Raw genomic sequence first — 24,273 nt, 5'->3', positions numbered from 1 at the left:
TGTTTTGAACCAACAATTTAATGTTGTGTTCGGAATTAACGTTGACATATTGCAATTCAGTTTTCAATGTTCATTAAAATTTCTATATGGAGCGGGTGATGGGAATCGAACCCACAACATCAGCTTGGAAGGCTGAGGTTTTGCCATTAAACTACACCCGCTTATTTAAATAAGGTATTTGATGCGGCCGAGAGGATTTGAACCTCCACGGGAATACTCCCACTAGGCCCTCAACCTAGCGCGTCTGCCGTTCCGCCACGGCCGCTTAGCAAAACGGTTTTTCTCTTCTATTAAGTAACACATTCTATTGTAATATATACTTAATATTTTGTCAATAACTTTTCAAATCAAATTAATGAAGTTAATATTTCTTTAACGAAAGTTGTTATTAATTTTTCAACGTTTATTATCTTATAACATATATAGCTAAACGTCAATATAAAACAAAAACTAAAATGAGTAAAATAACAACCATATATATTATACTTTACTTATGTTGTTAAAATACTCATTTATTTCTCGATTTAATAGTATTTTTAGTTTCTTTTACATAAAAAATTGAGCCTTAACATAACATTAAGACTCATTCCTTCAACTTAATATTCTATTTTTCTACTTGGGTTAACTTCCCTTTGCATTTGCCACAAACCATTTTCTTTGTGTTTACTTTTCTAATTCTCGGAAACTCAACACCACAGTTTTCACATTTATAGATATACTTTGCTCGTTCTTCGTATTTTTCTAAAGGGGCGCAAAATCTAGGCGCCCCTGTCTGTTTACTTAAAACCTTAAAATCTGCGTCTTTATGTTTATAACCTTTGCCTTGAATATGTAGGTGATAGTGACATAATTCATGTTTTATAATATCAATAATTGCCGATTCTCCGTATTTTATAAATTGCTTTTCATTTATTTCTATATTGTGTGAATTTAATATATAGCGTCCACCAGTAGTTTTTAATCTATTATTAAAATATGCTTTATGCTGAAATTCACAGCCAAAATACTTTCTAGATATTGTTTCAGTTAATTGTTGTATTTCATTGTTATCCATTAGGATCTATCATCGTTAATGACACTTTACCTTTTTTCTCATCAATATCTAAAATCCATACATCTACAATATCCCCAACACTTACAATATCCATTGGATTTTTAATAAACTTTCTAGACAATTTGGATACGTGTACTAAACCATCTTGTTTTACCCCTATATCTACAAACGCTCCAAAGTCTACTACGTTTCTAACAGTACCATGAAGTTTCATGTTTTTAGATAAATCTTCAATAGAAAGGACATCTGATTTTAAAATCGGAGTTTCAAATTCATCTCTAGGGTCTCTATTAGGTGCAATTAATGATTTTATTATATCTTCTAATGTAGGCTCCCCAATATTTAATTTCTCTGCTGTTGATTCAACATTCACATGATTTAATACTGATTTAAGTTGTTTTGATCCCAAATCTTTGGGAGTCATATCAATTTCTTTTAACAATTGATAAGTAACTTCATAACTTTCAGGGTGAATTGATGTATTGTCTAATGGTTCTTTACCATCCACTATTCTCATAAAACCAATACTTTGTTCAAATGTCTTTGCGCCTAATCGTTTTACTTTAGCGATATCTTTATTATGTGTTATTGCGCCGTTTTCTTCTCTATAATCTATTATATTTTGAGCAATAGTTGGTGTCAGACCAGAAACATATTGTAGTAATGAACGAGAAGCAGTATTAACATCAACCCCTACTTGGTTAACTGCCGTTTCAACTACAAACGTTAGCGCACCTTCCAAAGCTTTTTGATTTACATCATGTTGGTACTGCCCAACACCGATAGATTTCGGATCTATTTTAACGAGTTCACTTAATGGGTCTTGTACTCTTCTACCAATTGAAACTGCACTACGTTCTTCAACTTGAAACTCAGGAAATTCACTTCTTGCTATTTCTGAAGCAGAGTACACAGATGCACCGGCCTCGTTTACAATAATATATTGTACATTTAATTTATGTTTTTGAATCATTGTTGCAACAAATTGCTCTGTTTCTCTGCTAGCTGTCCCATTACCTATAGCAATCAATTCAACATCATACGCCTGTACAAATTGTATAAATGTTTTTTCAGCATCATCTTTTTTATTGATTGGCGGATGTGGATACATAACACCTTTTGCAACAAAAGTTCCGTATGGATTAATCACTGCAAGTTTACATCCAGTTCTAAACGCTGGATCTACACCTAGTATTTGCTTATCTTTCATTGGAGGTTGTAGCAATAAATTTCTTAAATTTTCGCTAAACACATCTATAGCATGATTTTCAGCTTTTTCAGTTAAATCCCCTCTTATTTCTCTTTCAATAGAAGGCATAATCAAGCGCTTCAAACTATCTTTTATAGCGTTTTCAATTATATAAGTACCTTCATGTTTATCATTTATTTCATTTTCGCGAATAAAGTTTTCAATGCCTTGAGTGTCCATTTCCACTTTTACGGTTAATACTTTTTCTTTCTCTCCACGATTAACAGCTAATACACGGTGATTTGCGATCTTTTTCACCGGTTCTGTATAGTCATAATACATTGAGAATATTTCCTTCTCATCTTCAGCGTTCTTTTTCTTTTGGGTGATAATACTGCCATGTTGGAATGTATCTTTTAAAATTTTTCTTCTATATTTAGGTTCATCTGATACTAACTCTGCAATGATATCTTGAGCACCTTTAATTGCATCTTCTACATTCGGAACCTCTTCTGTAATAAATTGTTGCGCTTTCGTTTCGACCGAAGTTTCTACTGCCGATTGTTTTAACCATTGTGCAAGTGGTTCTAACCCTTTTCTTTTTGCTTCTGTAGCCCTTGTTTTCTTTTTCTGTTTAAAAGGTCTATATAAATCTTCAACTCTCTGAAGTTTAGTCTGTTTTAAAATATCATTTTTTAGACCTGTTGTTAATAAACCTTGTTCTTCTATATTATGTATAACTTCTTCTTTTCTTTTTTGAAGATTAACCATATATTGATATTCATCATCAATTTGTTTAATTTCAACTTCATCCAAACCACCAGTTTGTTCTTTTCTATAACGAGCAATAAATGGCACAGTGTTTTTATCTTCTAATAATGTTAACACCGCATTGATTTGTTTAGTCGTAAAATTATATTTATCTCTTATAGATTGTATTAAATTACTATCCATAGAATCCTCCACTCACAATTATGTATTTATTTTTATCTATCTTATATATTTTAACATATTTGATTAACGCTTTATTTTAATTATATAACTACAAATAAAAAGGCAGCACCCTAAGTTTAGAGATCCTGCCTTTTGAATTTAATGATTATTTATTCGCAGCTTCTTGAAGTTTTTTAATCGCGGTTCTTTGTAATCTTGAAACATGCATTTGGCTCAAACCAATTCTTTCTCCTGTTTCTTTTTGACTTAAACCTTCGATAAACGTACATTGAATAATTTGTCTTTCTCTTTCAGTTAAAATAGGTAATATTTTTTCTAATATCATCCTTTTTTCTGTTAAATCATAATTATCATCTTGTTGTCCCATTATATCTAATAATGTCACTGTAGAACCATCTTTATCTGCTTCAATAGAATGATCAACACTTAATGCGTTATAACTTTGACCCATTTCCATTGCTTCTAATACATCTTCTTCATTCACTTCAAGTCTGTCTGCAATTTCTGTAATAGAAGGTGAGCGCTCAAGTTCATTTGTTAATTCATCTGTTACTTTCTTAATACGTGGTCCTATCTCTTTAATTCTTCTAGGTACATGGACACTCCATGTTTTATCACGTAAATAACGTTTTATCTCACCAATTACGGTTGGTACTAAAAAGGCTTCGAACTTTCTATCAAAGGACAAGTCAAACCGATTAATTGCACCGATTAAACCAACCATACCGACCTGAACGAGGTCTTCATGATGAGATTGACCTTTAGAATATTTATATGCCAATGATTCGATTAACTTTCTATAATGCTTTACAAGTTTATCTTGAGCATCAGAGTTTTCATTGTTTTGGTGCTCTGTAATCCATTGGTTAATTTGTTCAGGTGATACATCATTAACTGATTTCGACTCTCTCGCCATTATTTCGCACCTGCTCTTTTTTAATATACTTTATCATGCTGATTGTTACTCCTGATTTTTTATCAACCGTAACTTCATCCATTAATGATTCAATTAAAAACAGACCTAAACCTCCTTCTCTTAAGAAATCAATATTTTCATCTTCTTTATAAGGCCCTAATTGGGCTTTCGTTTCTTCATAATCAAAACTTTCTCCTTGGTCAGAGATGACGATTTTTATCTTATTATCAAAAATTTCAAAACATAGATTTATCATTCCTACATCATTTGGGTTATCTTTATAGGCATGTTTTACTGCATTAGTAACTGCTTCACTTACAGCAATTTTGGCATCTTCTATATCATCGTATGAAGCACCTGCGCGTGAAAATACGCCTGATAGGGTCAATCGTATCAAACTTACATATTCTGCTGTGGCTGGTAAACGCATTTCAATATAATCCTGTTTATGTTGCATGTTATTCGACCTCCGTTCCTTCATTAACATGCATCAAATCTTTTAATCCTGTAATATCAAATAGTCGGTTTATTCGATCTGAAACACCTAGAATATATAATTCCTTATCATTTTGGTTTAGCGCTTTTAATGTACCTACAAATAAACCTAAACCAGTCGAATCCATATAACTAACATTTTCTAAATTTACATATATATCATGCGTTCCTTCTTGTCTCATTGGAACTAAGACTTCTTCTAACTCAGGAACTGTATAAACATCCAGTTCCCCACCAACTTTCACCTCATAATGAGTATCATGAGTCACAGTTTCAATATTAAGGTTCATAACATTACACTCCTAATTATAGTCTCATTAATAACTTTTATACCCTTAAAGTTAAATTTTAAATCTAAATAATCAAAAACTAATTCACTCTTTTTATTATTAATATCGTTAAATCATCTCTTTTTTCAGGATTCTGTATCTTTAAAATAGCCTCATATAGAAGCTGCACTATATCCTGAGGATGCATATGCTTATATTTATGAATCATATCTAATAGATGATGTTTATCTAAAAAGTCTCCAGCTTCATTTCTAACTTCTGTCACACCATCAGTGAATATAATTACTAAGTCATCTAAATAAATCGGAATTTCTTGCTGTTTATATCGTGTCTGTTGACTTACCCCTAAGACTCGACCACGCACAGTAATTTCTTCGAATGCTTCAGTTTCAGCACGATAGACGTAGCCTGGCTCATGGCCAGCTGAACTACAATATAATAAGTGATTTAGTTCTTCATATAGTCCATAAAACATTGTTACAAACATATTTTGATTAACGTTTTTTTCTACCACACGATTCAATCTTTTCAAACCATCACTTGGTAACTGAGAATGTCCGTACGAGTCCATACCAAACTTTATCATACTCATGGCTAATGCAGCCGGAATACCTTTACCAATGACATCTGCTACTGCAAAACTCATCGTACCATCTTTATGATCAATGAGGTTGAAGTAATCTCCGCTTACTTTTTGCGCTGCAACAGAAATCACACCAATTTGTATACTATCAAATTGAGGTATATCTGTTTTCAACATTGTTTGTTGTAAACGTGATGCTAAATCAATTTCTTTATCATGATATTGCAAGCGATCTACTAATTGTTTATAGTCTCTATAGCTATAACCGAATCCTTTAACAATTTCTTTCAACACATTAAATGTTTTCAAGATTTGCGCTTCATCTAAATTTTGATTTTGTATGTGCTCTTTATGTATTTGCACGATATCTTCAGGCAATAAATCTTTTTTTACGACTTCTTCGGTAAAACGCTTACACTCATTTAATAATTCAATTGAATCATTTGTATGTAAGCTTTTATCAATTAGCGTTTTATATTGATTTTTGAATTCTTCCACGCGGTATTTTCCTCCTCAAAATGCAAATATAAATCGCATACATTGGATGTAACATAAATTTATGTTCTTGATGTATGTTTTAAATAGGATATGTAAATGCTGATTATTGCTTTAGCATCTCATTATATTGGATTAATAATTAGAAAAGTTTCTACTTTAATATTTAAAAAAGCTTTAGGATACCCTAAAGCTTCTCACTTAGACATCTTATGTAAAGGTATCCAACCACTATAATAAAATTCAAAATTCAACAAACTTAATTAACTCAACAATTAAATGGTTGTTACATGTTATAGCAAATCGATGTCTAGCATTTACTAATATATTTACTTATTAAGTAACCCCTTGAAACTTAGGATTTATTATTCCTAATATTATGTAATCCTAAACTTATATCAATAGCAATGTTAACTTCTTTCATTTTTTTCTCAGAAAGATATGTTAATTTTTCTTTTAGTCTATTTTTATCTAAAGTTCTGATTTGTTCTAACAATATAACAGAATCTTTATCAAGTTTATATTTACTTTTTTCTATTTCTACATGTGTAGGTATTTTAGCTTTATTAATCCTACCAGTAATTGCAGCCACAATTACTGTAGGACTATATTTATTACCAGTATCGTTTTGTATAATAACGACGGGTCTAATTCCCCCTTGTTCAGACCCTTGCACTGGTGACAAATCAGCTAAATAAACGTCTCCTCTTCTCATCATTCATTATTATTCTTGGAGCTAATGTAAACTTCATTGCAATCACAAGCTTCACATTCAAATGGAAAGGCTTCTGCTGCAAGGGAGAGATTTAAGTCAGCCATTTGAGAATAGCCTTCTTTTAATAGTTGTTCAATACTATGGTTTCTACTTTGATTAAAACTTGCCATGAATAAAGACCTCCAGGTGACTAAAATAGAATATATCGAGATTTCTTGTTAGATATATAATAACAAATTTTACATAAAGTGACTATACTATTTTAGCAATTCATTTCGAATTTCTAAGCCCTTAGTCTCATGATAAATCCTCGGCAATCTTCTACTCAGTCTACATAAAACCTCATAATTAATAGTTTTTTGTTGGTATGCCAACGCTTCAGCTGATTGTGGGTTATCACTATGATGGTCCATAATAATGACTTTATCTCCTGCTTCTATATCTTCAGGAATTTTTATAATTATCTGATCCATACATACTTTTCCAATGATTTCACATTGGATACCATTTACATTCACGCTAAAGCCTTTCATTATTCTTGGAAAACCATCTGCATATCCTACTGGAATAATACCTATTCTTGTTGGTTTATCAGCTGTATATACGCTACCATAACTTACTGATTCTCCAGCTTGAAGTATTTTAGTTTGAACAACCTCACTAATCCACTGTGCGCTAGGTTTTAAATGTACTTTAACATTCGTTTTTACATATTGTGATGGATAATAACCATATAGTGAAATGCCGACCCTAACTGCATTACAAAACTGTGTATCCTTCATTAATGCACCTGCTGAGTTTTGAGAATGTATATAATCTGGTTTATCAGCTTGATTAACTATTTCTTCAAATAGGGCTTGTTGTTCATTCATTGATTCACCAGCTTCATCTGCACATGCAAAATGAGTGAACACGCCTTCAAATACTAAATGCTCTTGTGAGTGGATAAGCGATATAACCTCTTTGTACTCATCAACGTCTTTCATACCTAATCTGCCCATACCAGTATCTAATTTAATATGTAGCCAAATATCTTTTTCATTTGTTTCTGGAATTTCTTGAATCGCATCAACCAACCAATCTTTCGAAGGGACTGTAATTGCAACACGATGTTGGATAGCTTTACTAATATTATATGAAGGGATTACACCTAATACGAGTATCTTTGCATCTATACCATGCATTCGCAACTCAATAGCTTCATCAAGCGTCGCTACCGCAAAAAACTCCGCACCATTTTCCATAAGTTGTCTAGCAATTGGTACGCTTCCTAGTCCATACCCATTTGCTTTAACTACAGGCATGACAGTTTTATTTGGATGTAATTTTTGAAAAACTTGAAAATTAGAGACAATGGCATTTAAATCCACATTCAAGTATGACGATCTATAGTACTTATCAGACATTAAATTTATACCTCCTATATGCTTATAATGATATACATATCTTTATATTAAATTAATTTTATAACACTCATAATAAGATAGCCAAATCAAACATACTGCAATTTTTTAAAAAACATCATCAACTTCTAAAATAACTTGGCTCATTGCATAGTGTTCTGTATGCGTAATACTCACATGTACATTAAAATCACCGTAATAAACGCAAGGTTTTCCATTTTCGTCATTGAAGCAATCTATATCGTTAAAAGCAACCGTTTTACCAATTCCTGTCCCTAAAGCTTTGCTAAAAGCTTCTTTACATGCAAAACGTCCAGCTAGAAATTCCATTTTACGGTGTTCATTTTTAAATCCATTAAACTTATGTTGTTCATTTACTGTTAAAATACGTTCCACAAGTTTATCTTGCTTTTGGTAAAGTTTTTTTATTCTGTCAATCTCAATTAAATCCACACCTATACCGTGTATCATAGCGTTTCTCCTTACTTTTGCATAACTTTTTATTCACTTGTTTATAAACAGATAATTAGCAATTAGTTTGACTGGTTTTTGTCCTTATTTACGGATTTAATTTGTTGTTTCAACCTTGTGGCAGTTGTTTTATTAATAAATTTAATACTTATATTACCGCCAGCAGTTGATAATGTAAGATTTGCTAATTTATATTTCCTCATTAAAATCCCTTCATGTGTGTCTACATTTTGTATTCTAAATAACGGAACTTTCATTACTGACACAAACCACAAACCATTTCTAACTGTAACTACGTTATCATCTATATTATATTTGAAAATTTTATATCTATATATTGGAATGAAAATAACACTTATAATTAGATATACGAGCGCTATACTAACTCCAATAATAATAATCCATTTCATCTGCTCTTTATCAATCCATTCAAGCCATACATAGTTGACCACGTTAAATATAGTGAATGCAATTAACAAAATCGCTACAGTAATAGTTGCAGAGAGTCGCATCACTGTCTTACCTGACTCATGCATATTGTTATAGTTCTCCATCATTTTCACCTCTCAAGTACCAACACCTAAGTATTTGAACATGCTTCTGCGGATTAAAATCAAGACCTATTGCTTCATTACCCGCAGCTTTTGCAATAATAAAATTAAAGTTTCCTAAATTACTTTTAATAAGAAATGGATTGCGTTTTATTTCCATCCCTAATATTTTATTATGTTTAAAATATGAATTTCTAAATCCAAATAGAGTCACATTGCGTATCACGATTTCGTCATTTTCCACCTTTAAACCGGAATACTTAACAACAAGATAGCTATGTATGATTAATAATAATATTATTATACCGGCGATCAAGAACACCCAAGGCTCCCAAAAATAATTAATAATAACAGCCCCAACAACAATGACAATTGACTCCTTCCAAAAATGTCTATGGAAACCTCTCCAAGGCATGCCTTGCTCTGGCTTTTCAAATGACATATTAGGAATTAAATTTTTGATAATTGCATAGCCTTTATCTCGCTTAATAAATGGAAGAATCATAACATTGCCATCTAAAGATACATCATCTTTATCGTTACCGTTCATATCACTTGTTATGACAAAATGGATGGCCGTATAGCCAAATAATTTCCTCAAAAATGATTGTTTTTCAACAATTGCCTGCACTCTATCTGTAGGGACAGTAATACTTTTCACATTAAAAAGACCATATTTAATATTTAACTGATTGTTGTTTTGCGTCACTGTATAATTAAAATTACGTACAATGACAATAAATGTTCCTACTATATAACTTATTGCTATAACTATTGCTATCATCATGAGCACTATAACGAAAATTGCTTGCGAAATTTGTGCAAATTCATCCGTTAACCAATCCCAAGGAATGACGTTCGACAAACCACCAATAATTGGTGATAGCGCAGCAAATGCAACACCTATTGCACCACTAGTTAGTGCCATAAATAACAATTCTTTAAAGTTAAGCTTATATAAATGTACTGGCTGATTATCTACTTCAGTATTATGTTCATCTTCTGCCGAAATATCCATCTTACTTTGCGTTTCATCACTATCATTGATTAATTCTTTTTGCTTATCTCTCAAAGCTTGCTGAATCGTTTCACTTTGTGATTTTGACACTGTATCTAAATCAATACCATCACTAGGCGTCTTAATTTGTAATTTCACGCCCCCAACTAATTGATTGATAATGCCTTGTGATGTGTCTAACGTTTGAATACGACGAATATTTAATTCTTTTCTTTCTTTTGTAAATATACCTGTTGCTAAAACAAAATGATCATTTTCTATCCAATAGCGTGTGTTATATACTTTTAGCACTTGATTTATGAATGAAATAATAAAAAACAAACTTACTATACCTGGGAAGATATAAGCATAAATATTTGTGAAATCAAAATCTCTAATATTAAATACTAAAAAAATAATGATTAAAAAGATGTTTTGCTTAATTGCTTCAATAATACCTGTTAAGTAAGAAATGGGATGCAGTTTTTGTGGTTTATACATCAAAATCAGCTCCTTTCAAATAACCAAGCGTCATTGATTCAAATGCTTTTGAGTCTTTAATCGATATTAGTGGAAAGCTCACACGATGACCCGCTGTAACTAATGAAACTTTAGCCAAATCTAGCTTCTTTAAAATTGGGTTGTTTTTGCGTTCAGTAAATTGAGTACGTTCAAGTTTTACAATTTTTTGAGTTTTAAAAAAGAAATCAAATTTAACTTCTATATAATTTTCCATAATTCGATAATAAGTATACCGATAAGTAATCCAAGGTTTTAGGACAGCATATATAATATCAAATAAAATAAATGCGTATATTAAGTAGATTATAAAATGCCACCAATTAAAATGACTCCATAAAAATATTAAGACAATTGCTATAATCATATTAACTATAAATGATAGTCCCTCACTAATATAATAGTAAGTTAATGCTTGGCTAGGACTTTTCTTAAATAGTTGTTCGCTCGACATATATACACTCCTCTATTGAGATTTCAACTCATTATAACATAAGGCTATTGCACGCTTCACTTCCCTTTTATCAAATGTATCTATTAAACTGTGTTTCGATAACAATATGTAATTTATATATGAACACAAAAAATCACCCCAAATAATTGGGATGATTAAACCTAAATTTCATATATGATAAATTATTTACTATTTTTTATGGTCGGCAAATGTGCGACCTTTCATTGATTTCTTATTGTTGTTTCTGTCTGAAGAAGGTCTGTCATTTTTTTTCTTATTGTTGAATCCGCCTTTACTTGAACGACGGTTTTTGTTATCAAATTTGCCACCGCCACGTTTGTGATTGCCACCACCACGTTTTGGTCCACCTTTACCTTGACGACCTTTGCCGCGAGATAACGGTTTTTCAAATGTTAATTGAACATCAACATCATCATTTGATTCAACCAACTCTTGCAATAATGCTGCAACTAAATTCACATCATTATATTCTTCGATTAACTCAGTAGCAATACGTTGTAATCTAGGCTCGCTGTCTCTAGACATCCAATTTTGAACTTTACCTTTAATGTCGTTTTCACGTGCTTTAAGCACTTCTTTGCGATGAGGTGGTCTCAAAGCTGTCATTTGACGTTTGTTTGCTTGTTCAATTTGACGGATATAATCCATTTCAATTGGGTTAACGAATGTAATCGCAACACCCTTTTTACCAGCACGACCAGTACGTCCAATTCTGTGTGTATAACTTTCAGTATCTTGAGGAATATCGAAGTTATAAACATGGCTTACACCTGAAATGTCTAAGCCTCTTGCTGCAACATCTGTTGCTACTAAAATGTCTAACTGGTCATTTTTGAATTTTTTCAATACTTCTAAACGTTTTGCTTGTGTGATATCACCATGTAATCCTTCAGCTTTGTATCCTTTTGAAATTAACGCGCTTGTTAATTCATCAACACGACGTTTTGTACGACCGAATACAATAGCTAGTTCTGGTTGATGTACATCTAAGAAACTTGTAAATGTATCGAATTTTTCTAATTCTTTTACAATAGTATAAAATTCTTCAATTTGTGGATCAGATGTTTCATTGTTCATTGTTTTAACAATAACAGGTGATTTCATGAATTGTTGTACTAATGTTTGAATTGCTTTAGGCATAGTAGCTGAGAACAACATAGTTTGACGTTGTTCTGCAGGTATTTTATCCATAATAAATTTCATGTCATCGATGAAGCCCATGTTCATCATTTCATCCGCTTCATCTAAAATTAACGTATGAATATCAGTTGTTTTTAATGTGCGACGATTTAAGTGATCTATCACACGACCTGGCGTACCTACTACGATTTGTGGTCCTTTTTTAAGCGCTTTGATTTGGCGGTCGATTGGCATGCCACCAAATACTGTAACTACTTGTACATTTTGTCCTTTAGCAAACGATTTTAGTGATTCTGCAACTTGCATCGCTAATTCTCTCGTTGGTGCAAGGATTAATGATTGAACGCCTTCTTGGTCTGCCACTTTTTCAATTAATGGAATACCAAATGCGCCTGTTTTACCTGTACCAGTCTGCGCTTGACCAAGAACATCTTTGCCTTCTAAGGCAAGAGGGATACTCTCTTTTTGTATAGGAGTGGCCTCATCGAACCCCATGGATTGTAGGGTTTCTGCCATCTTATCTGAGATCCCTAATTCTTTAAAATTTTGCAATATAATTCTCCTTTATTTATCTGTATTTCTATACATATATGTTCACTTAAGTTTCTTCAACTTCTTTATAGTACCACCTCAAGTATATAATCGCAATAAACCAAATTTGATTAAATAAGATATATCATGTGTATTGAATATTCTTATCGTCATGTTAAACCTTGTAAGACATAGGTTGTAAGCGTTTAAATTTATTTTCCAATATGAGTTTCAACTTTCGAAAAAATTTTGTTAATTAATTTTTTAAGTTAATTGTCAGATTAGTATAGTTTTAAAGTGTAGCTACCTTTTACTTTAAATATATTTATTTAAAGTTTTTAAATATATCCAACATTATAATAAAACTCCATAATATTGTATGTACATGTTAATAACTTAATCGTGTGTAAGTAATTTTAACTTTGTACTTAACTGTTTATAATATTATTCAATAATCTCATGTGCTAATAGCATAGCTAAGACCGAGACATTTTACGCCCCGGCCTTATATATTAAGATACGTTATATATATGATAACGAAATTAAATAGTATGGCTAACTTTAGCTATTAATATCGTTATTTAATATGAGCTTACTTAGATTAATACTTCAACGACTTCTTCTAATTTCATGCCTCTTGAACCTTTTACTAATACTTTATCTTCTGGTTGTACATATGTTTTTATAGTTTGGATCAACTTTTGTTTATCCTCAAAATGCTCGACATGGTTAACATATTGTTTGCCTACATTGCTTATATATTGCGACTCCGTACCAAAAGTAAATAGTGTATCTATAGCTTTACCATCTAAATATTTTCCAACTTGTTCATGCATGATTTGGCTATCAGGGCCTAATTCTAATACATCGCCCAATACTAATATTTTTCTACCATCCATCACTGTTAAAGTATCAATAGCCGCTTTCATACTTGTCGGGCTTGCATTATAAGCATCATTTATTACTAACGAATTATCAGAAGTATGATACTGTTGCATTCTCATACCAGTCAATTGAACTTTACTTAGATTATTAAAAATTGTGTCGTAACTCAAATTCAATCTCTTACCTACAGCAATCGCAATCGTAGCATTTTTCATATTATGTTCACCTAATATTGGTAGCTCAAATCGCTCTTCTTCATTAATAGTAAATGCAATACCATCATTATTAATAGACTCCATTTGACTTACAAGTGAATTAGTTGAATTTTTACCTATGCTAATTAAGTCGACATTAGTTAATTGATTTACATAAGGTTCTAACAACGGCTCGTCTCCATCATAGATAAACAAACCACCTGGTTGTAAGCCAACAGTAATTTCAGATTTAGCTTTCGCAATACCTTCTCTAGAACCTAAATCTTGCATATGTGACTCACCAATATTTGTTATTACTGCAATATTAGGCTCCGCTAAATTTGATAAAAATTCAATTTCGTGAAAACCTGACATTCCCATCTCAAGAATTGATATTTCAGTATCTAAATCCAATTCTAAAATAGTTAAGGGCATACCAATTTCATTGTTATAATTACCTTGTGTTTTCTTAACTTTAAATTGTGGTTTTAGCACACTTTCAATCATATCTTTAGTAGTAGTTTTACCATTTGATCCTGTAACTGCAATGACTTGAGGATTTACAAACTCTAAATAAGCTTTTGCAAGTTGTTGTAATGCTGTTAACGTATCTTCGACCCATATAATCGGGCCATCAACACGTTCATCTAATGGCATCCCTTTTTGGTAAAACGAAGCACCTGCACCATCTTTTAATGCTTGTGCTACATATTTATGTCCATCAACGTTCTCACCTTTAAACGGAATAAATAAATTTTGACTTTTAATATCGCGTGAATCAATAGAAATACCTTGTATACCTTGGTCCATATACTCATTATCAATTTCACAAGGAATCCATTCTTGAATTTGTTCTAACGTTACCTCAATCATAATTTATCCGCCTCAATCAATTTTGTATTTATTTTGTTTTTTATCTTTGTGTTTTTCTTTAGCTAATTCAATTAATTTTTTAATCAAATCTGCGTAGGACACGCCCATATTTTCCCAAAGACTAGGATACATACTAAATGCAGTAAATCCTGGCATAGCATTAGTCTCATTTATGAAAATTTGATTATCTTCAGTAACAAAGAAATCGGCACGTAATAAACCTGAACAGTCAGTTGCTTTAAATGCTTCTACAGCCATATTTCTTAAAGTCATTTGAACTTCTTCATCTAGGTCAGCTGGAATTTCTAATCTAATCTTTCCATCTTTGTATTTTGATTTATAATCGTAGAACGCAACATCTTTAACGACCTCTCCTGGCCAAGTTGTTTCTGGATAATCATTACCCAATACAGCAACTTCGATTTCTCTAGCATCAATCCCCTGTTCAATAACTAACTTACGGTCAAACTGAAAAGCTTCTTCAATACCAACTTTTAATTCTTCTTCATTATTACATTTACTAATTCCTACACTTGAGCCTAAGTTAGCTGGTTTAACAAACACTGGATATTCTAATTTATCATGAACCAATTTCAAGATATTACCTTCATATTTATGATATTCACTTCTTAAAAAACTCACATATGGCAATTGAGGTAAACCTCTGTGTGCAAAAAGTTGTTTCATTACTAATTTATCCATTGAACTTGAGGCAGCTAAAACGCCATTACCTACATAAGGTATATCCAATACTTCAAACAAACCTTGGATTGTACCATCCTCACCATTTGGCCCATGTAATACAGGGAAAACAGCACTATAAGGATTGCCAGTACTACCTACGTTAAGCAATTGGGATATTTCTCCCGCTTCAACTTCTGTTAAACGTAAAGTGTCTATATCATTTATAGTGTCTACGATATTTTCTTTCTTTTTCCATGCACCATCATTTGTTATGTAAATAATATCTACTTGATATTGTGCTTTATCAATAGCATTCAAAACATTTTGTGCTGTTAATATTGAAACATCATGTTCTGCACTTTTTCCTCCGTATACGATACATACATTTTCCTTAGCCATATTTTAGCCTCCATATACAATTCTTAAACTACATCATATCACGATTTAATAATTTTTTGCATTTGTTTAGTAGTATAAAAAGCATTTATTTTTCAAAGGTATCTTGAGTATATTTTTAAAGTTTTACAGTATCATAATAATTATAATTTTCTAAATAAAGCACCCTCATTCTAGCAAAATATGCTAAAGTTCGGTAAAATCTAAATATAATACAAATATAAAGAAATCTAAGTAGTTTAAAGGGGTAAGAAATGAGAATTTCACGTCAATTAAAAAATAACCATTGGATACGGCGGATTGACTGGGTTTTAATAGGTATCCTCGTATTATTAGCAATAATAAGTGTCACAATTATTAATTCAGCTATGGGTGGCGGTCAATATAGCGCCAATTTTAGCATAAGACAGATTTTATATTACGTATTAGGCGGTCTAATCGCGTGTTTAATCATGCTTGTATCACCTAAAAAATTAATGAAATATACATACTTGTTGTATTTTTTACTTTGTATAGCCTTATTTATACTACTCATTATTCCAGAAACACCTATCACACCTATCATTAATGGAGCGAAAAGTTGGTATAAATTGGGACCAATTAGTGTACAACCTTCAGAATTCATGAAAATTGTACTCATATTAGCCCTCGCCAAGTTAGTTTCTAGACATAATCAATTCACCTTTAATAAATCATTAGAGACTGATTTTAAACTATTATTAAAAATTGCAGGTATTTCAATTATCCCAATGGGTCTGATATTATTGCAAAATGATTTAGGAACTATGTTGGTACTTTGCGCTATTATAGTAGGGATTATCGTTGTAAGTGGTATTTCTTGGAAGATATTAGCACCTGTATTTATTACAGGAATCGTCTTTGCATCTAGCATTATTCTTTCAATCATTTACAAGCCTTCGCTAATTGAAAATAGTTTCGGTATCAAAACATATCAAATGGGACGTATTAATTCTTGGCTCGACCCATATACTTATAGTAGTGGTGATGGTTACCATTTAACCGAATCTCTTAAAGCTATTGGATCGGGCCAACTGTTCGGTAAAGGATTTAACCATGGTGAAGTTTATATTCCAGAAAACCATACAGATTTTATCTTTTCCGTTATCGGTGAAGAATTTGGATTTATTGGTTCTGTTATCTTAATATTAGTTTTCTTAGCCTTTATATTCCATTTAGTTAGACTTGCTACGAAATTTGAATTACCCTTTAGTAAACTATTTATTATTGGATACGCTGCCCTTATTTTATTCCACGTGTTACAAAACATAGGAATGACTATTCAGCTGTTGCCAATAACAGGTATACCATTGCCATTTATTAGTTACGGTGGTAGTTCATTATGGAGTTTGATGTGCGGAATCGGTGTTATATTATCGTTCACTTATCACCAACCGAAACAATTTTCATCAACAACTCCGTTAACTAGATCAAAGACTTAAGTTACATTACGTTTTCGTAATATAATGCTTCGTCTATAAACAAAACACAACAACGCAACATTAATACACAAAACAATTCTAGAATTAGACTTATATAATCAACAACTCCGTTGATTATTAAAATCGAAAAGTTTTTCAATAGCGTAGTGTTGCCTTTGGACTCTCCGAGATAAAGCCCATGTATAAACTACTAATAACTTTAATCCAATTATCTATCACATAGATAACAATCAACCCAAATTACAAATATACGCCTCTAAAGTTATACAAAAATATAGCTTTCAGGGGCGTATTTTTTAAAATCAAATATAATATATGCGCTATTTTTCATCAAAAAACAGGACTGATTATTATATCAATCCTGTTTCTTATAGCGTCAAATAAAAAAAGCGACTAGAACCATTGGCTCCAATCACTTCATTGGGTAACTTGACTATTTCAATTCGTTAGCGGTTTTCACAGTTGTTGGTAGAGTATGCATAACTTCTAATCGTGATTTGGTTTTCTTTATGTTTACCCCTAATGATGATAATAGTTTAACTACATTTTGAATTTTTTCGTTATCTTTATTCATATCATCACCCCTAAATTTCTAGCTTCTACTATATCTTACCCTTTTTAAATATAAAATACCACATTATATTCAATTTTTTTAATTTACTTCAAAAAAATAGTGATTTTTATTGTAATATTTCATTTAAACTTTAGTTTTTTCTGTTGTAATTTTACATTTTATAACTATACTAAAGCTATTTAAACTCAAATTGTAAGATAATTCACTTTAAATTTAGTTTGTTATAATATTTGATAACCAAGATCATAAATTTCTTTTTCTAAATTATTTAAACTCGCAGGTGTTTCGAAATCAATAAGTATTTCACCTTTATCACTATCGATAGCAACATTGTGGACGCCTATAACATTCATTAACTGTTGTTTTATTTGATATTGTTGTTGCTCTGTATTAATGACTGAAATATTAATTACTTTTGATTGCACTCTTGTCACCTTTCCTAATCTTTCATTAATTTTTGAAAAGTTACTAATAGTTCTTCCATCGCTTCCTCTTGTTGACCTTTTTCCACTTTATCCATGATACAACTTTTCATATGATGATCCAACAATTTAGTTGCTACACTGTTTAATGCAGAACGCGTCGCTCTAATTTGAGTAAGCACGTCATCACAATAAACATCTTCATCTATCATTCGATTAATTGCTCGTACTTGCCCTTCTATTCTGTTAAGCCTTGATTTCAAATTTGATTTTATTTGTTCTGAATGATGCGCTTTTTGAATTTCTGTCACTTTCTCAACACCTCCTACTTATATCATACATATGATATACCCCTTATAGGTATTAGTCAAGTGATAAAAGCCTATGAACATGTTACAATAGTTAAGACTTTCACTAGTTAAAAATTTATTAATTGTATTTTGGAGGTTTAATATGATAGAAATATTTTCAATGTCACTCAATTATACTAATGTAGTGATTAACATCATTTTGATTACTTCATTTATATTAAACCTTATCTTTGCGTTTACAATTATTTTTATGGAACGAAGATCAGCTGGTTCGGTATGGGCTTGGCTTTTAGTCCTTGTGTTAATTCCTATCTTAGGTTTTATTATTTACCTATTTATTGGAAGACAAATTCAGCGCGATCACATCTTCTCATTGGATGAAGATGATAAAATCGGTATTGAAATGATTGTAAGTGAACAACTAGAAGCCTTAAAGAATGATAATTTTTCTAAAGGCAATCATCAAATCGTGAAGTTTAAAGATATGGTTCAAATGTTGTTATATAATAATGCTGCTTTCTTAACAACAGATAATGAAATTAAAATCTTTACTGATGGTAAGAAAAAATTTGATTCTCTTCTTAAAGATATAGAGGAAGCAACTGACTATATCCATATTCAATACTATATTTTTAGAAATGACTCACTTGGCAAACTTATACTAAATGCTCTCGAACGTAAGCTTGAACAAGGCATAGAAGTTAAAATGCTTTATGACGATATGGGGTCCAGAGGTTTATCGCTGAAAGATTTTAAATCTTTTAGAAAAAATGGAGGGCAAGTAGAAGCATTTTTCCCTTCTAAATTGCCATTAATCAATCTGAGAATGAATAATCGGAATCACAGAAAAATTGTTATTATTGATGGTCATATTGGTTATGTTGGTGGTTTTAATGTCGGAGAAGAATATTTAGGTAAGAAGAAAAAGTTTGGTTATTGGAGAGATACTCATTTACGTATCGTTGGTGATGCTGTCAACGCCTTACAATTACGTTTCATGCTAGATTGGAACTCGCAAGCTACTCGTGATAATCTCAAATATGCTGATCGCTATTTCCCTGATGTAGATTTTGGCGGTACTATCGGTGTACAAATAGCATCCAGTGGTCCAGATGAAACCTGGGAACAAATTAAGTATGGTTATTTAAAAATGATTGCTTCAGCAAAACAGTCTATTCATATTCAATCGCCTTACTTTATCCCAGACCAATCATTTTTAGATGCAATAAAAATTGCAGCGCTTGGTGGTGTTGATGTTAGTATTATGATCCCTAATAAACCTGACCATCCATTTGTTTATTGGGCAACATATAATAACGTTGCTTCTTTATTAGATGCAGGTGTAAATATTTTCCATTATAATAATGGATTCTTACATTCAAAAACATTAGTGATTGATGATGAAGTTGCAAGTGTAGGTACTACTAATATGGATCATCGTAGCTTTACATTGAACTTTGAAATTAATGCCTTTATTTACGATACGCATATAGCAAAAGAATTAAGATTAGCATTTGAAAAAGACTTGGAAGTATCCTATAGATTAACTAAAGAAATTTACCAACAGCGAAACTTATGGATTAAATTTAAGGAAGGTATTTCTAGATTGTTATCTCCTATATTATAGTTTGTTATGAGGTTTAAGATAATGTTTATAATCGTAAAACAACTTAGACCTTTATTTTATAAATAGTATATATTCATCAACATACAACTTTAGAGGTGATTTTATTTTGAATCATACAGACATACTTAATCAGGCTAATGATTATATGGTTCAGTTTCATGTTGACGATACGACTGGTCATGACATCGCTCACGTTAACCGTGTTGTTAATATGGCAACATACATTTCAGAACAAGAACAAGCAGGTGATTTGTTAACAATCCAACTAGCAAGCTTGTTGCATGACACCATTGATTCAAAACTTACAAATACTCATAAAGCATTGCAGAATTTGGAAAATTTTCTAAGAAACTTACAAATAGCATCCGAGCAGCAGCACCAAATCTTACATATCATAGAACATATTAGTTATAAGAATGGACGAAATAATTACGTACCATTATCTATTGAAGGTCAAATTGTAAGGGATGCTGATAGATTAGATGCTATTGGTGCTATTGGTATTGCTAGAACTTTTCAATTTTCCGGTCATTTTAAAGAGCCTATGTGGGTAGAACATGATACAAAACGTATTAACGAAGTCGATGCCTCTTTTTATAGCGAATGGCAGCCTTCTGCTATTAAGCATTTTTATGAAAAGTTATTTAATCTTAAAGATTTAATGCACACAACTACTGCAAAGCAAATCGCACAACAACGCCATAAATATATGGAACAATTTGTCGAACAATTTTTTAGTGAATGGTACTAGTTGTAACATTAAATTTAAACAATCAAAAAGCTTTCCAAATCAAAAAGCAACCCGAACTAATTAACTATTAGTCCGGGTTGCTTTTTATATCTAGGAACCTAATTCCTGGTGCTTACTTTATTTCTTTTTGTTTTTCTTAGATACTACTTGTGTATTTTTACCTTTACCAGCTGAATCTGCTTTGTTTTTCTCCATTGCTTCAATCATCGGTGCCACTTCTTTTTTAGCAAGTTTTGAATAGTACATATTCGCTACTTGTGTTTGTACAATCAAGAATGCCGCACTGACGGACCAATATAAACCTAACGCAGATGCAGAGCTCAATGCAATCCACACAATCATTATAGGTGAGATGACCATCATCATATAACCCATTTGACGTTGTTCGTTTGGCATACTCTTACTTGAAACATACGCTTGTAAGAAGTATAAAATACCTGCAATAATTGTAATCCAAATATCTGGTTGGGCTAAATTAAACCATAAAAAGTTAGGATGTTCAGTAAAACCTCCACTTGAAGGGTATTTTAATACGAAGAATAATCCCATAATAATCGGCATTTGGATTAAGATTGGTAAACAACCTAACATGCTCTTCATAGGGTTCATATCATATTTTTTATAAACTTCCATCATTTCTTGGTTTGCTGCCATTTTCTCTTCTTGCGTACGTGAACGTTTAACCTTTTCTTGAATTGCATCAATATCTGGTTTTGCAATCTTCATTTTTTCACGCATCATGTGACTGTTTTTATAGTTTGATAACATGAATGGCAATAATACTACACGAATCGCCAATACAAGTACTATGATTGCTAGACCATAGTCATTATTAAAACTAGTTCCTAACCAATGTATAACTTTGTCCATCGGCTCTACGAACGTGTTATAGAAAAATCCATCTCTATTTCCAGGTTTTGAATAGTCACAGCCTGCTAAAAAGACCATTACACCTAATAATAAAGGGAGTAGCGCTTTCTTCTTCATTTTTCCACCTCTAATGATATATTCACATAGAATTTATTTTATCATATTAGAAGGGAAGTAGAAAACAAAAAAAGAAATTTTTATACTTTAATCAACATTTTGTAAAAATTGTCTAACTGTCTTACTTACATTAGCGCTTTTACTAATTGCAGAAATGATTGATACACCATCAGCTCCAGCTTGAATTATTTCTTTAGTATTATCAACCGTGATACCACCTATTGCAACGAGTGGAAAATCCTCAATATAGCTGCGTAATTTAGGTATCATTTCGGGACCTACTGGTAAGTTCGCATCCTTTTTAGAATTAGTAGCATACATAGGTCCAACGCCGATATAATCAACATAAGTTAAATCAGATTGTTGATATTCATTAACATCACTAATACTTAAACCAATAATTTTATTTTTAAATTTTTGTGCAAACTCCGTAACTTTCATATCATTTTGTCCTACATGAATGCCATCAGCATTAATATTTTCAGCTAATGCCACATCATCATTTACTATAAAAGGTACATTATAAGACTGACATAATTCTAATAACTGTTGGGCCATTTCACGCTTATCATTCCCAATTAAAGCGCCGTCACCCTTTTCTCTATATTGAAACATAGTTATTCCTGAATCTAATGCTATTTTCACAACTTCTTTTATTGATTTTGATGAAGGTATATCTTGCGTTCCACAAATAAAATATACTTTTAGACTATCTTTATCAAACATAGTTACACCTCTTGCCTATTACTCATTTTTAAATAGTGATCATATTTAATATGATAAAGTGCGTTTAATAACTCAACCATAAATGAACCGGGTCCGTTATTTTTTGAATTTTGTTCTGCTTGTTCTGAAGCTATATTATAAATTGATATAGCCTCTATCAACATTTCTATAGTCACTTTGTTATCTTTATTTAAAAAACTAGCAATAACTGCACCTAATAAACAACCAGCGCCTGTTACTTTCGCAAGTAATGGTGACCCGTTAGATAATTTATAAATTTGATTGTCTTGGACTACAACATCCACTTCACCTGTTATGGCTATCGCTGTATTAAATAGATTATATGCATTTTTAGCAATAGTAATCGCATCCAAGTCTTGGTCACTATCTGTTCCTTTCATTTTCGTATCTGTATCCATCAACGCTAAAATTTCTGACGCATTACCTTTGATTACAGTAACATCAATTTCTTTCAAAAAAGTTGCGCAAAAATCTTTTCTATATTGAGAAGCGCCTACCGCTACAGGGTCAAAAACGACAGGGGTACCTATTTGGTTTGCAGTTTTAGCAATCTTTAAAATGTCAGCTTCTCTAGCTTTCGTCAGTGTACCAATATTGATTAATAATGCATTCGCATAAGTCAGCATATCAACTGCTTCTTCTGGTGCTTCACTCATAGCTGGACTTGCGCCTATGCTTAATAAGCCATTGGCTGTAAAATTCTTCACTACATCATTCGTATAACAAATAACTAACGGATTGTTTTCTCTTAATAAATTCAAGCTATTCATCATCTAAACCTACTTTCTTCAGATATGCGAAATGGTTTACTGGTCCTCTACCCTGACCGATTTCAGGTGTATACTTGATACTTAATGAAATAAAGGCTTTGGCTTTTTTCACGGCTTCATAAATTGATTTACCTTTCGCAAGTTCGGCAGTGATTACTGCTGAAAATGTACAACCTGTACCATGTGTATGTTTCGTTTCATAACGTGGATCCTCAAAAGTATAAACATTATCTTTGGTAAATAAGTAGTCTTTAGCTACATCTAAATCTTCAGCATGCCCACCTTTAATCACAACACCTTTACTACCAATCTCATTTATAAAAATTTCACCTGCTTTATAAATAGATGCTTCATCTTCTATGGTCAATCCAGTGATTTCTTCTGCTTCAGGTAAATTAGGCGTTGCCACTGTAGCAAAAGGTAATAAAATATTTTGCAAATCCTTTTTAGCATCGTCATCCATCAATGAATCTCCACTTTTTGCTAGCATAACTGGATCTATAACATATGGTATATTAGGATACTTTTCTAAATACCCTTGGATGACTTTCATCATATCTTTAGATGCAATCATCCCTGTTTTAATTGCATGTGGTAACTCATCATCAAAAACACTACTAAGTTGTTCAGATAACCATTGTGTTTCTAAGTTATGGATATGTTGAACGCCTTTCGTATTTTGGGCTACAATACTTGTTACAGTGGCCATACCGTACACACCGCAAGCATGAAAAGATTTTAAATCTGCCATAACGCCGGCACCGCCAGTTGGGTCAGTACCTGCGATAGTTAAAGCGATTTTTGGTTTTTTCAT

27 protein-coding genes and 2 tRNA genes are annotated in these 24,273 nt (G+C 31.9%); 4 read left to right on the top strand and 25 right to left on the bottom strand.

The window, feature by feature from the left end; genetic code table 11:
• Nucleotides 1-87: 87 nt before the first annotated feature.
• From J5E45_RS12770 to J5E45_RS12735, 8 genes are all read right to left on the bottom strand, one after another.
• Nucleotides 88-161, bottom strand: a tRNA-Gly gene (locus tag J5E45_RS12770).
• A 21-nt stretch (nt 162-182) separates the two neighbouring features.
• Nucleotides 183-265 (bottom strand) — tRNA-Leu (locus J5E45_RS12765).
• Between the two features lie 339 nt (nt 266-604).
• A complete protein-coding gene (locus tag J5E45_RS12760; protein WP_039069732.1) occupies nt 605-1,054 on the bottom strand; it encodes a SprT family protein in 450 nt (149 codons plus the stop codon).
• Nucleotides 1,047-3,197 carry a Tex family protein gene (locus J5E45_RS12755; protein ID WP_039069733.1) on the bottom strand — a complete coding sequence of 717 codons (2,151 nt, stop codon included), beginning with the start codon at nt 3,195-3,197 and terminating at the stop codon, nt 1,047-1,049. Before J5E45_RS12755 ends, J5E45_RS12760 begins: the two co-directional genes overlap by 8 nt.
• A 145-nt stretch (nt 3,198-3,342) precedes the next feature.
• Nucleotides 3,343-4,113, bottom strand: coding sequence for an RNA polymerase sigma factor SigB (sigB, locus tag J5E45_RS12750; protein WP_039069734.1), 771 nt, complete (start codon nt 4,111-4,113; stop codon nt 3,343-3,345).
• The gene (rsbW, locus tag J5E45_RS12745; RefSeq protein ID WP_039069735.1) at nt 4,088-4,570 is read right to left on the bottom strand and encodes an anti-sigma B factor RsbW; all 483 of its coding nucleotides are present in this window, start codon (nt 4,568-4,570) and stop codon (nt 4,088-4,090) included. Before rsbW ends, sigB begins: the two co-directional genes overlap by 26 nt.
• A 1-nt stretch (nt 4,571) precedes the next feature.
• A complete protein-coding gene (locus J5E45_RS12740) occupies nt 4,572-4,898 on the bottom strand; it encodes an anti-sigma factor antagonist (RefSeq protein ID WP_029377954.1) in 327 nt (108 codons plus the stop codon).
• A gap of 79 nt (nt 4,899-4,977) precedes the next feature.
• Nucleotides 4,978-5,979, bottom strand: coding sequence for a SpoIIE family protein phosphatase (locus J5E45_RS12735; RefSeq protein ID WP_039069736.1), 1,002 nt, complete (start codon nt 5,977-5,979; stop codon nt 4,978-4,980).
• A 96-nt stretch (nt 5,980-6,075) separates the two neighbouring features.
• Between J5E45_RS12735 and J5E45_RS12730 the strand changes: the two genes are divergently transcribed.
• Nucleotides 6,076-6,213 (top strand): hypothetical protein, encoded by a 138-nt coding sequence (locus tag J5E45_RS12730; protein ID WP_157822577.1) that lies wholly within the window; start codon nt 6,076-6,078, stop codon nt 6,211-6,213.
• A gap of 118 nt (nt 6,214-6,331) precedes the next feature.
• Here J5E45_RS12730 and J5E45_RS12725 read toward each other — a convergent pair whose 3' ends face one another.
• The 10 genes from J5E45_RS12725 to J5E45_RS12680 form a co-directional block, all read right to left on the bottom strand.
• On the bottom strand, nt 6,332-6,694 hold the full coding sequence (locus J5E45_RS12725) for a type II toxin-antitoxin system PemK/MazF family toxin (RefSeq protein ID WP_039069737.1): 363 nt from the start codon (nt 6,692-6,694) through the stop codon (nt 6,332-6,334).
• Nucleotides 6,691-6,861: a type II toxin-antitoxin system antitoxin MazE gene (gene mazE / locus J5E45_RS12720; RefSeq protein WP_017722121.1), complete on the bottom strand. Its 171-nt coding sequence runs from the start codon at nt 6,859-6,861 to the stop codon at nt 6,691-6,693. Before mazE ends, J5E45_RS12725 begins: the two co-directional genes overlap by 4 nt.
• 87 nt (nt 6,862-6,948) lie before the next feature.
• On the bottom strand, nt 6,949-8,097 hold the full coding sequence (alr, locus tag J5E45_RS12715) for an alanine racemase (RefSeq protein ID WP_039069738.1): 1,149 nt from the start codon (nt 8,095-8,097) through the stop codon (nt 6,949-6,951).
• A 105-nt stretch (nt 8,098-8,202) separates the two neighbouring features.
• Nucleotides 8,203-8,565: a holo-ACP synthase gene (acpS, locus tag J5E45_RS12710; RefSeq protein WP_039069739.1), complete on the bottom strand. Its 363-nt coding sequence runs from the start codon at nt 8,563-8,565 to the stop codon at nt 8,203-8,205.
• Nucleotides 8,566-8,627: 62 nt separating this feature from the next.
• Nucleotides 8,628-9,119 carry a PH domain-containing protein gene (locus J5E45_RS12705; protein WP_039069740.1) on the bottom strand — a complete coding sequence of 164 codons (492 nt, stop codon included), beginning with the start codon at nt 9,117-9,119 and terminating at the stop codon, nt 8,628-8,630.
• Complete coding sequence (locus J5E45_RS12700; protein ID WP_039069741.1) at nt 9,106-10,614, bottom strand: PH domain-containing protein; 1,509 nt, start codon at nt 10,612-10,614, stop codon at nt 9,106-9,108. The genes J5E45_RS12705 and J5E45_RS12700 overlap by 14 nt, the downstream gene beginning before the upstream one ends.
• Nucleotides 10,607-11,086, bottom strand: a complete 480-nt coding sequence (locus tag J5E45_RS12695) for a PH domain-containing protein (protein WP_039069742.1) — start codon at nt 11,084-11,086, stop codon at nt 10,607-10,609. Before J5E45_RS12695 ends, J5E45_RS12700 begins: the two co-directional genes overlap by 8 nt.
• A gap of 189 nt (nt 11,087-11,275) precedes the next feature.
• Complete coding sequence (gene cshA, locus J5E45_RS12690) at nt 11,276-12,799, bottom strand: degradosome RNA helicase CshA (protein WP_039069743.1); 1,524 nt, start codon at nt 12,797-12,799, stop codon at nt 11,276-11,278.
• A 575-nt stretch (nt 12,800-13,374) separates the two neighbouring features.
• Nucleotides 13,375-14,730 carry a UDP-N-acetylmuramoyl-tripeptide--D-alanyl-D-alanine ligase gene (locus J5E45_RS12685; protein WP_069792678.1) on the bottom strand — a complete coding sequence of 452 codons (1,356 nt, stop codon included), beginning with the start codon at nt 14,728-14,730 and terminating at the stop codon, nt 13,375-13,377.
• A 12-nt stretch (nt 14,731-14,742) separates the two neighbouring features.
• Entirely contained in the window at nt 14,743-15,813 is a 1,071-nt protein-coding gene (locus J5E45_RS12680; protein ID WP_039069745.1) for a D-alanine--D-alanine ligase, read from the bottom strand.
• Between the two features lie 251 nt (nt 15,814-16,064).
• Here J5E45_RS12680 and J5E45_RS12675 point away from each other — a divergent pair, with 251 nt between their 5' ends.
• Nucleotides 16,065-17,270, top strand: coding sequence for an FtsW/RodA/SpoVE family cell cycle protein (locus tag J5E45_RS12675; protein WP_039069746.1), 1,206 nt, complete (start codon nt 16,065-16,067; stop codon nt 17,268-17,270).
• Nucleotides 17,271-17,703: 433 nt separating this feature from the next.
• Here J5E45_RS12675 and J5E45_RS12670 read toward each other — a convergent pair whose 3' ends face one another.
• From J5E45_RS12670 to csoR, 3 genes are all read right to left on the bottom strand, one after another.
• Nucleotides 17,704-17,844: an Lmo0850 family protein gene (locus J5E45_RS12670; protein WP_017722111.1), complete on the bottom strand. Its 141-nt coding sequence runs from the start codon at nt 17,842-17,844 to the stop codon at nt 17,704-17,706.
• A gap of 221 nt (nt 17,845-18,065) precedes the next feature.
• Nucleotides 18,066-18,269: a putative copper chaperone CsoZ gene (gene csoZ / locus J5E45_RS12665; RefSeq protein WP_039069747.1), complete on the bottom strand. Its 204-nt coding sequence runs from the start codon at nt 18,267-18,269 to the stop codon at nt 18,066-18,068.
• A 14-nt stretch (nt 18,270-18,283) separates the two neighbouring features.
• Nucleotides 18,284-18,577 (bottom strand): copper-sensing transcriptional repressor CsoR, encoded by a 294-nt coding sequence (gene csoR, locus J5E45_RS12660; protein ID WP_039069748.1) that lies wholly within the window; start codon nt 18,575-18,577, stop codon nt 18,284-18,286.
• A gap of 142 nt (nt 18,578-18,719) precedes the next feature.
• On the opposite strand from csoR, the gene cls reads away from it, so the two are divergent.
• Complete coding sequence (cls, locus tag J5E45_RS12655; RefSeq protein ID WP_208182304.1) at nt 18,720-20,204, top strand: cardiolipin synthase; 1,485 nt, start codon at nt 18,720-18,722, stop codon at nt 20,202-20,204.
• 106 nt (nt 20,205-20,310) lie between these two features.
• Entirely contained in the window at nt 20,311-20,955 is a 645-nt protein-coding gene (locus J5E45_RS12650) for an HD domain-containing protein (protein ID WP_039069750.1), read from the top strand.
• Between the two features lie 117 nt (nt 20,956-21,072).
• Here J5E45_RS12650 and yidC read toward each other — a convergent pair whose 3' ends face one another.
• The 4 genes from yidC to thiD form a co-directional block, all read right to left on the bottom strand.
• Nucleotides 21,073-21,942 carry a membrane protein insertase YidC gene (yidC, locus tag J5E45_RS12645; RefSeq protein ID WP_069792680.1) on the bottom strand — a complete coding sequence of 290 codons (870 nt, stop codon included), beginning with the start codon at nt 21,940-21,942 and terminating at the stop codon, nt 21,073-21,075.
• An 87-nt stretch (nt 21,943-22,029) separates the two neighbouring features.
• Nucleotides 22,030-22,668: a thiamine phosphate synthase gene (gene thiE, locus J5E45_RS12640; RefSeq protein WP_039069052.1), complete on the bottom strand. Its 639-nt coding sequence runs from the start codon at nt 22,666-22,668 to the stop codon at nt 22,030-22,032.
• Between the two features lie 2 nt (nt 22,669-22,670).
• Complete coding sequence (gene thiM, locus J5E45_RS12635; RefSeq protein ID WP_069792681.1) at nt 22,671-23,459, bottom strand: hydroxyethylthiazole kinase; 789 nt, start codon at nt 23,457-23,459, stop codon at nt 22,671-22,673.
• Complete coding sequence (thiD, locus tag J5E45_RS12630) at nt 23,452-24,273, bottom strand: bifunctional hydroxymethylpyrimidine kinase/phosphomethylpyrimidine kinase (protein WP_069792682.1); 822 nt, start codon at nt 24,271-24,273, stop codon at nt 23,452-23,454. Before thiD ends, thiM begins: the two co-directional genes overlap by 8 nt.

Source organism: Staphylococcus shinii (genome assembly GCF_017583065.1).
GTDB lineage: Bacteria > Bacillota > Bacilli > Staphylococcales > Staphylococcaceae > Staphylococcus > Staphylococcus shinii.
The sequence above is the reverse complement of the archived record's forward strand: the minus strand, read 5'-3'. Positions and strand labels throughout refer to the sequence as shown.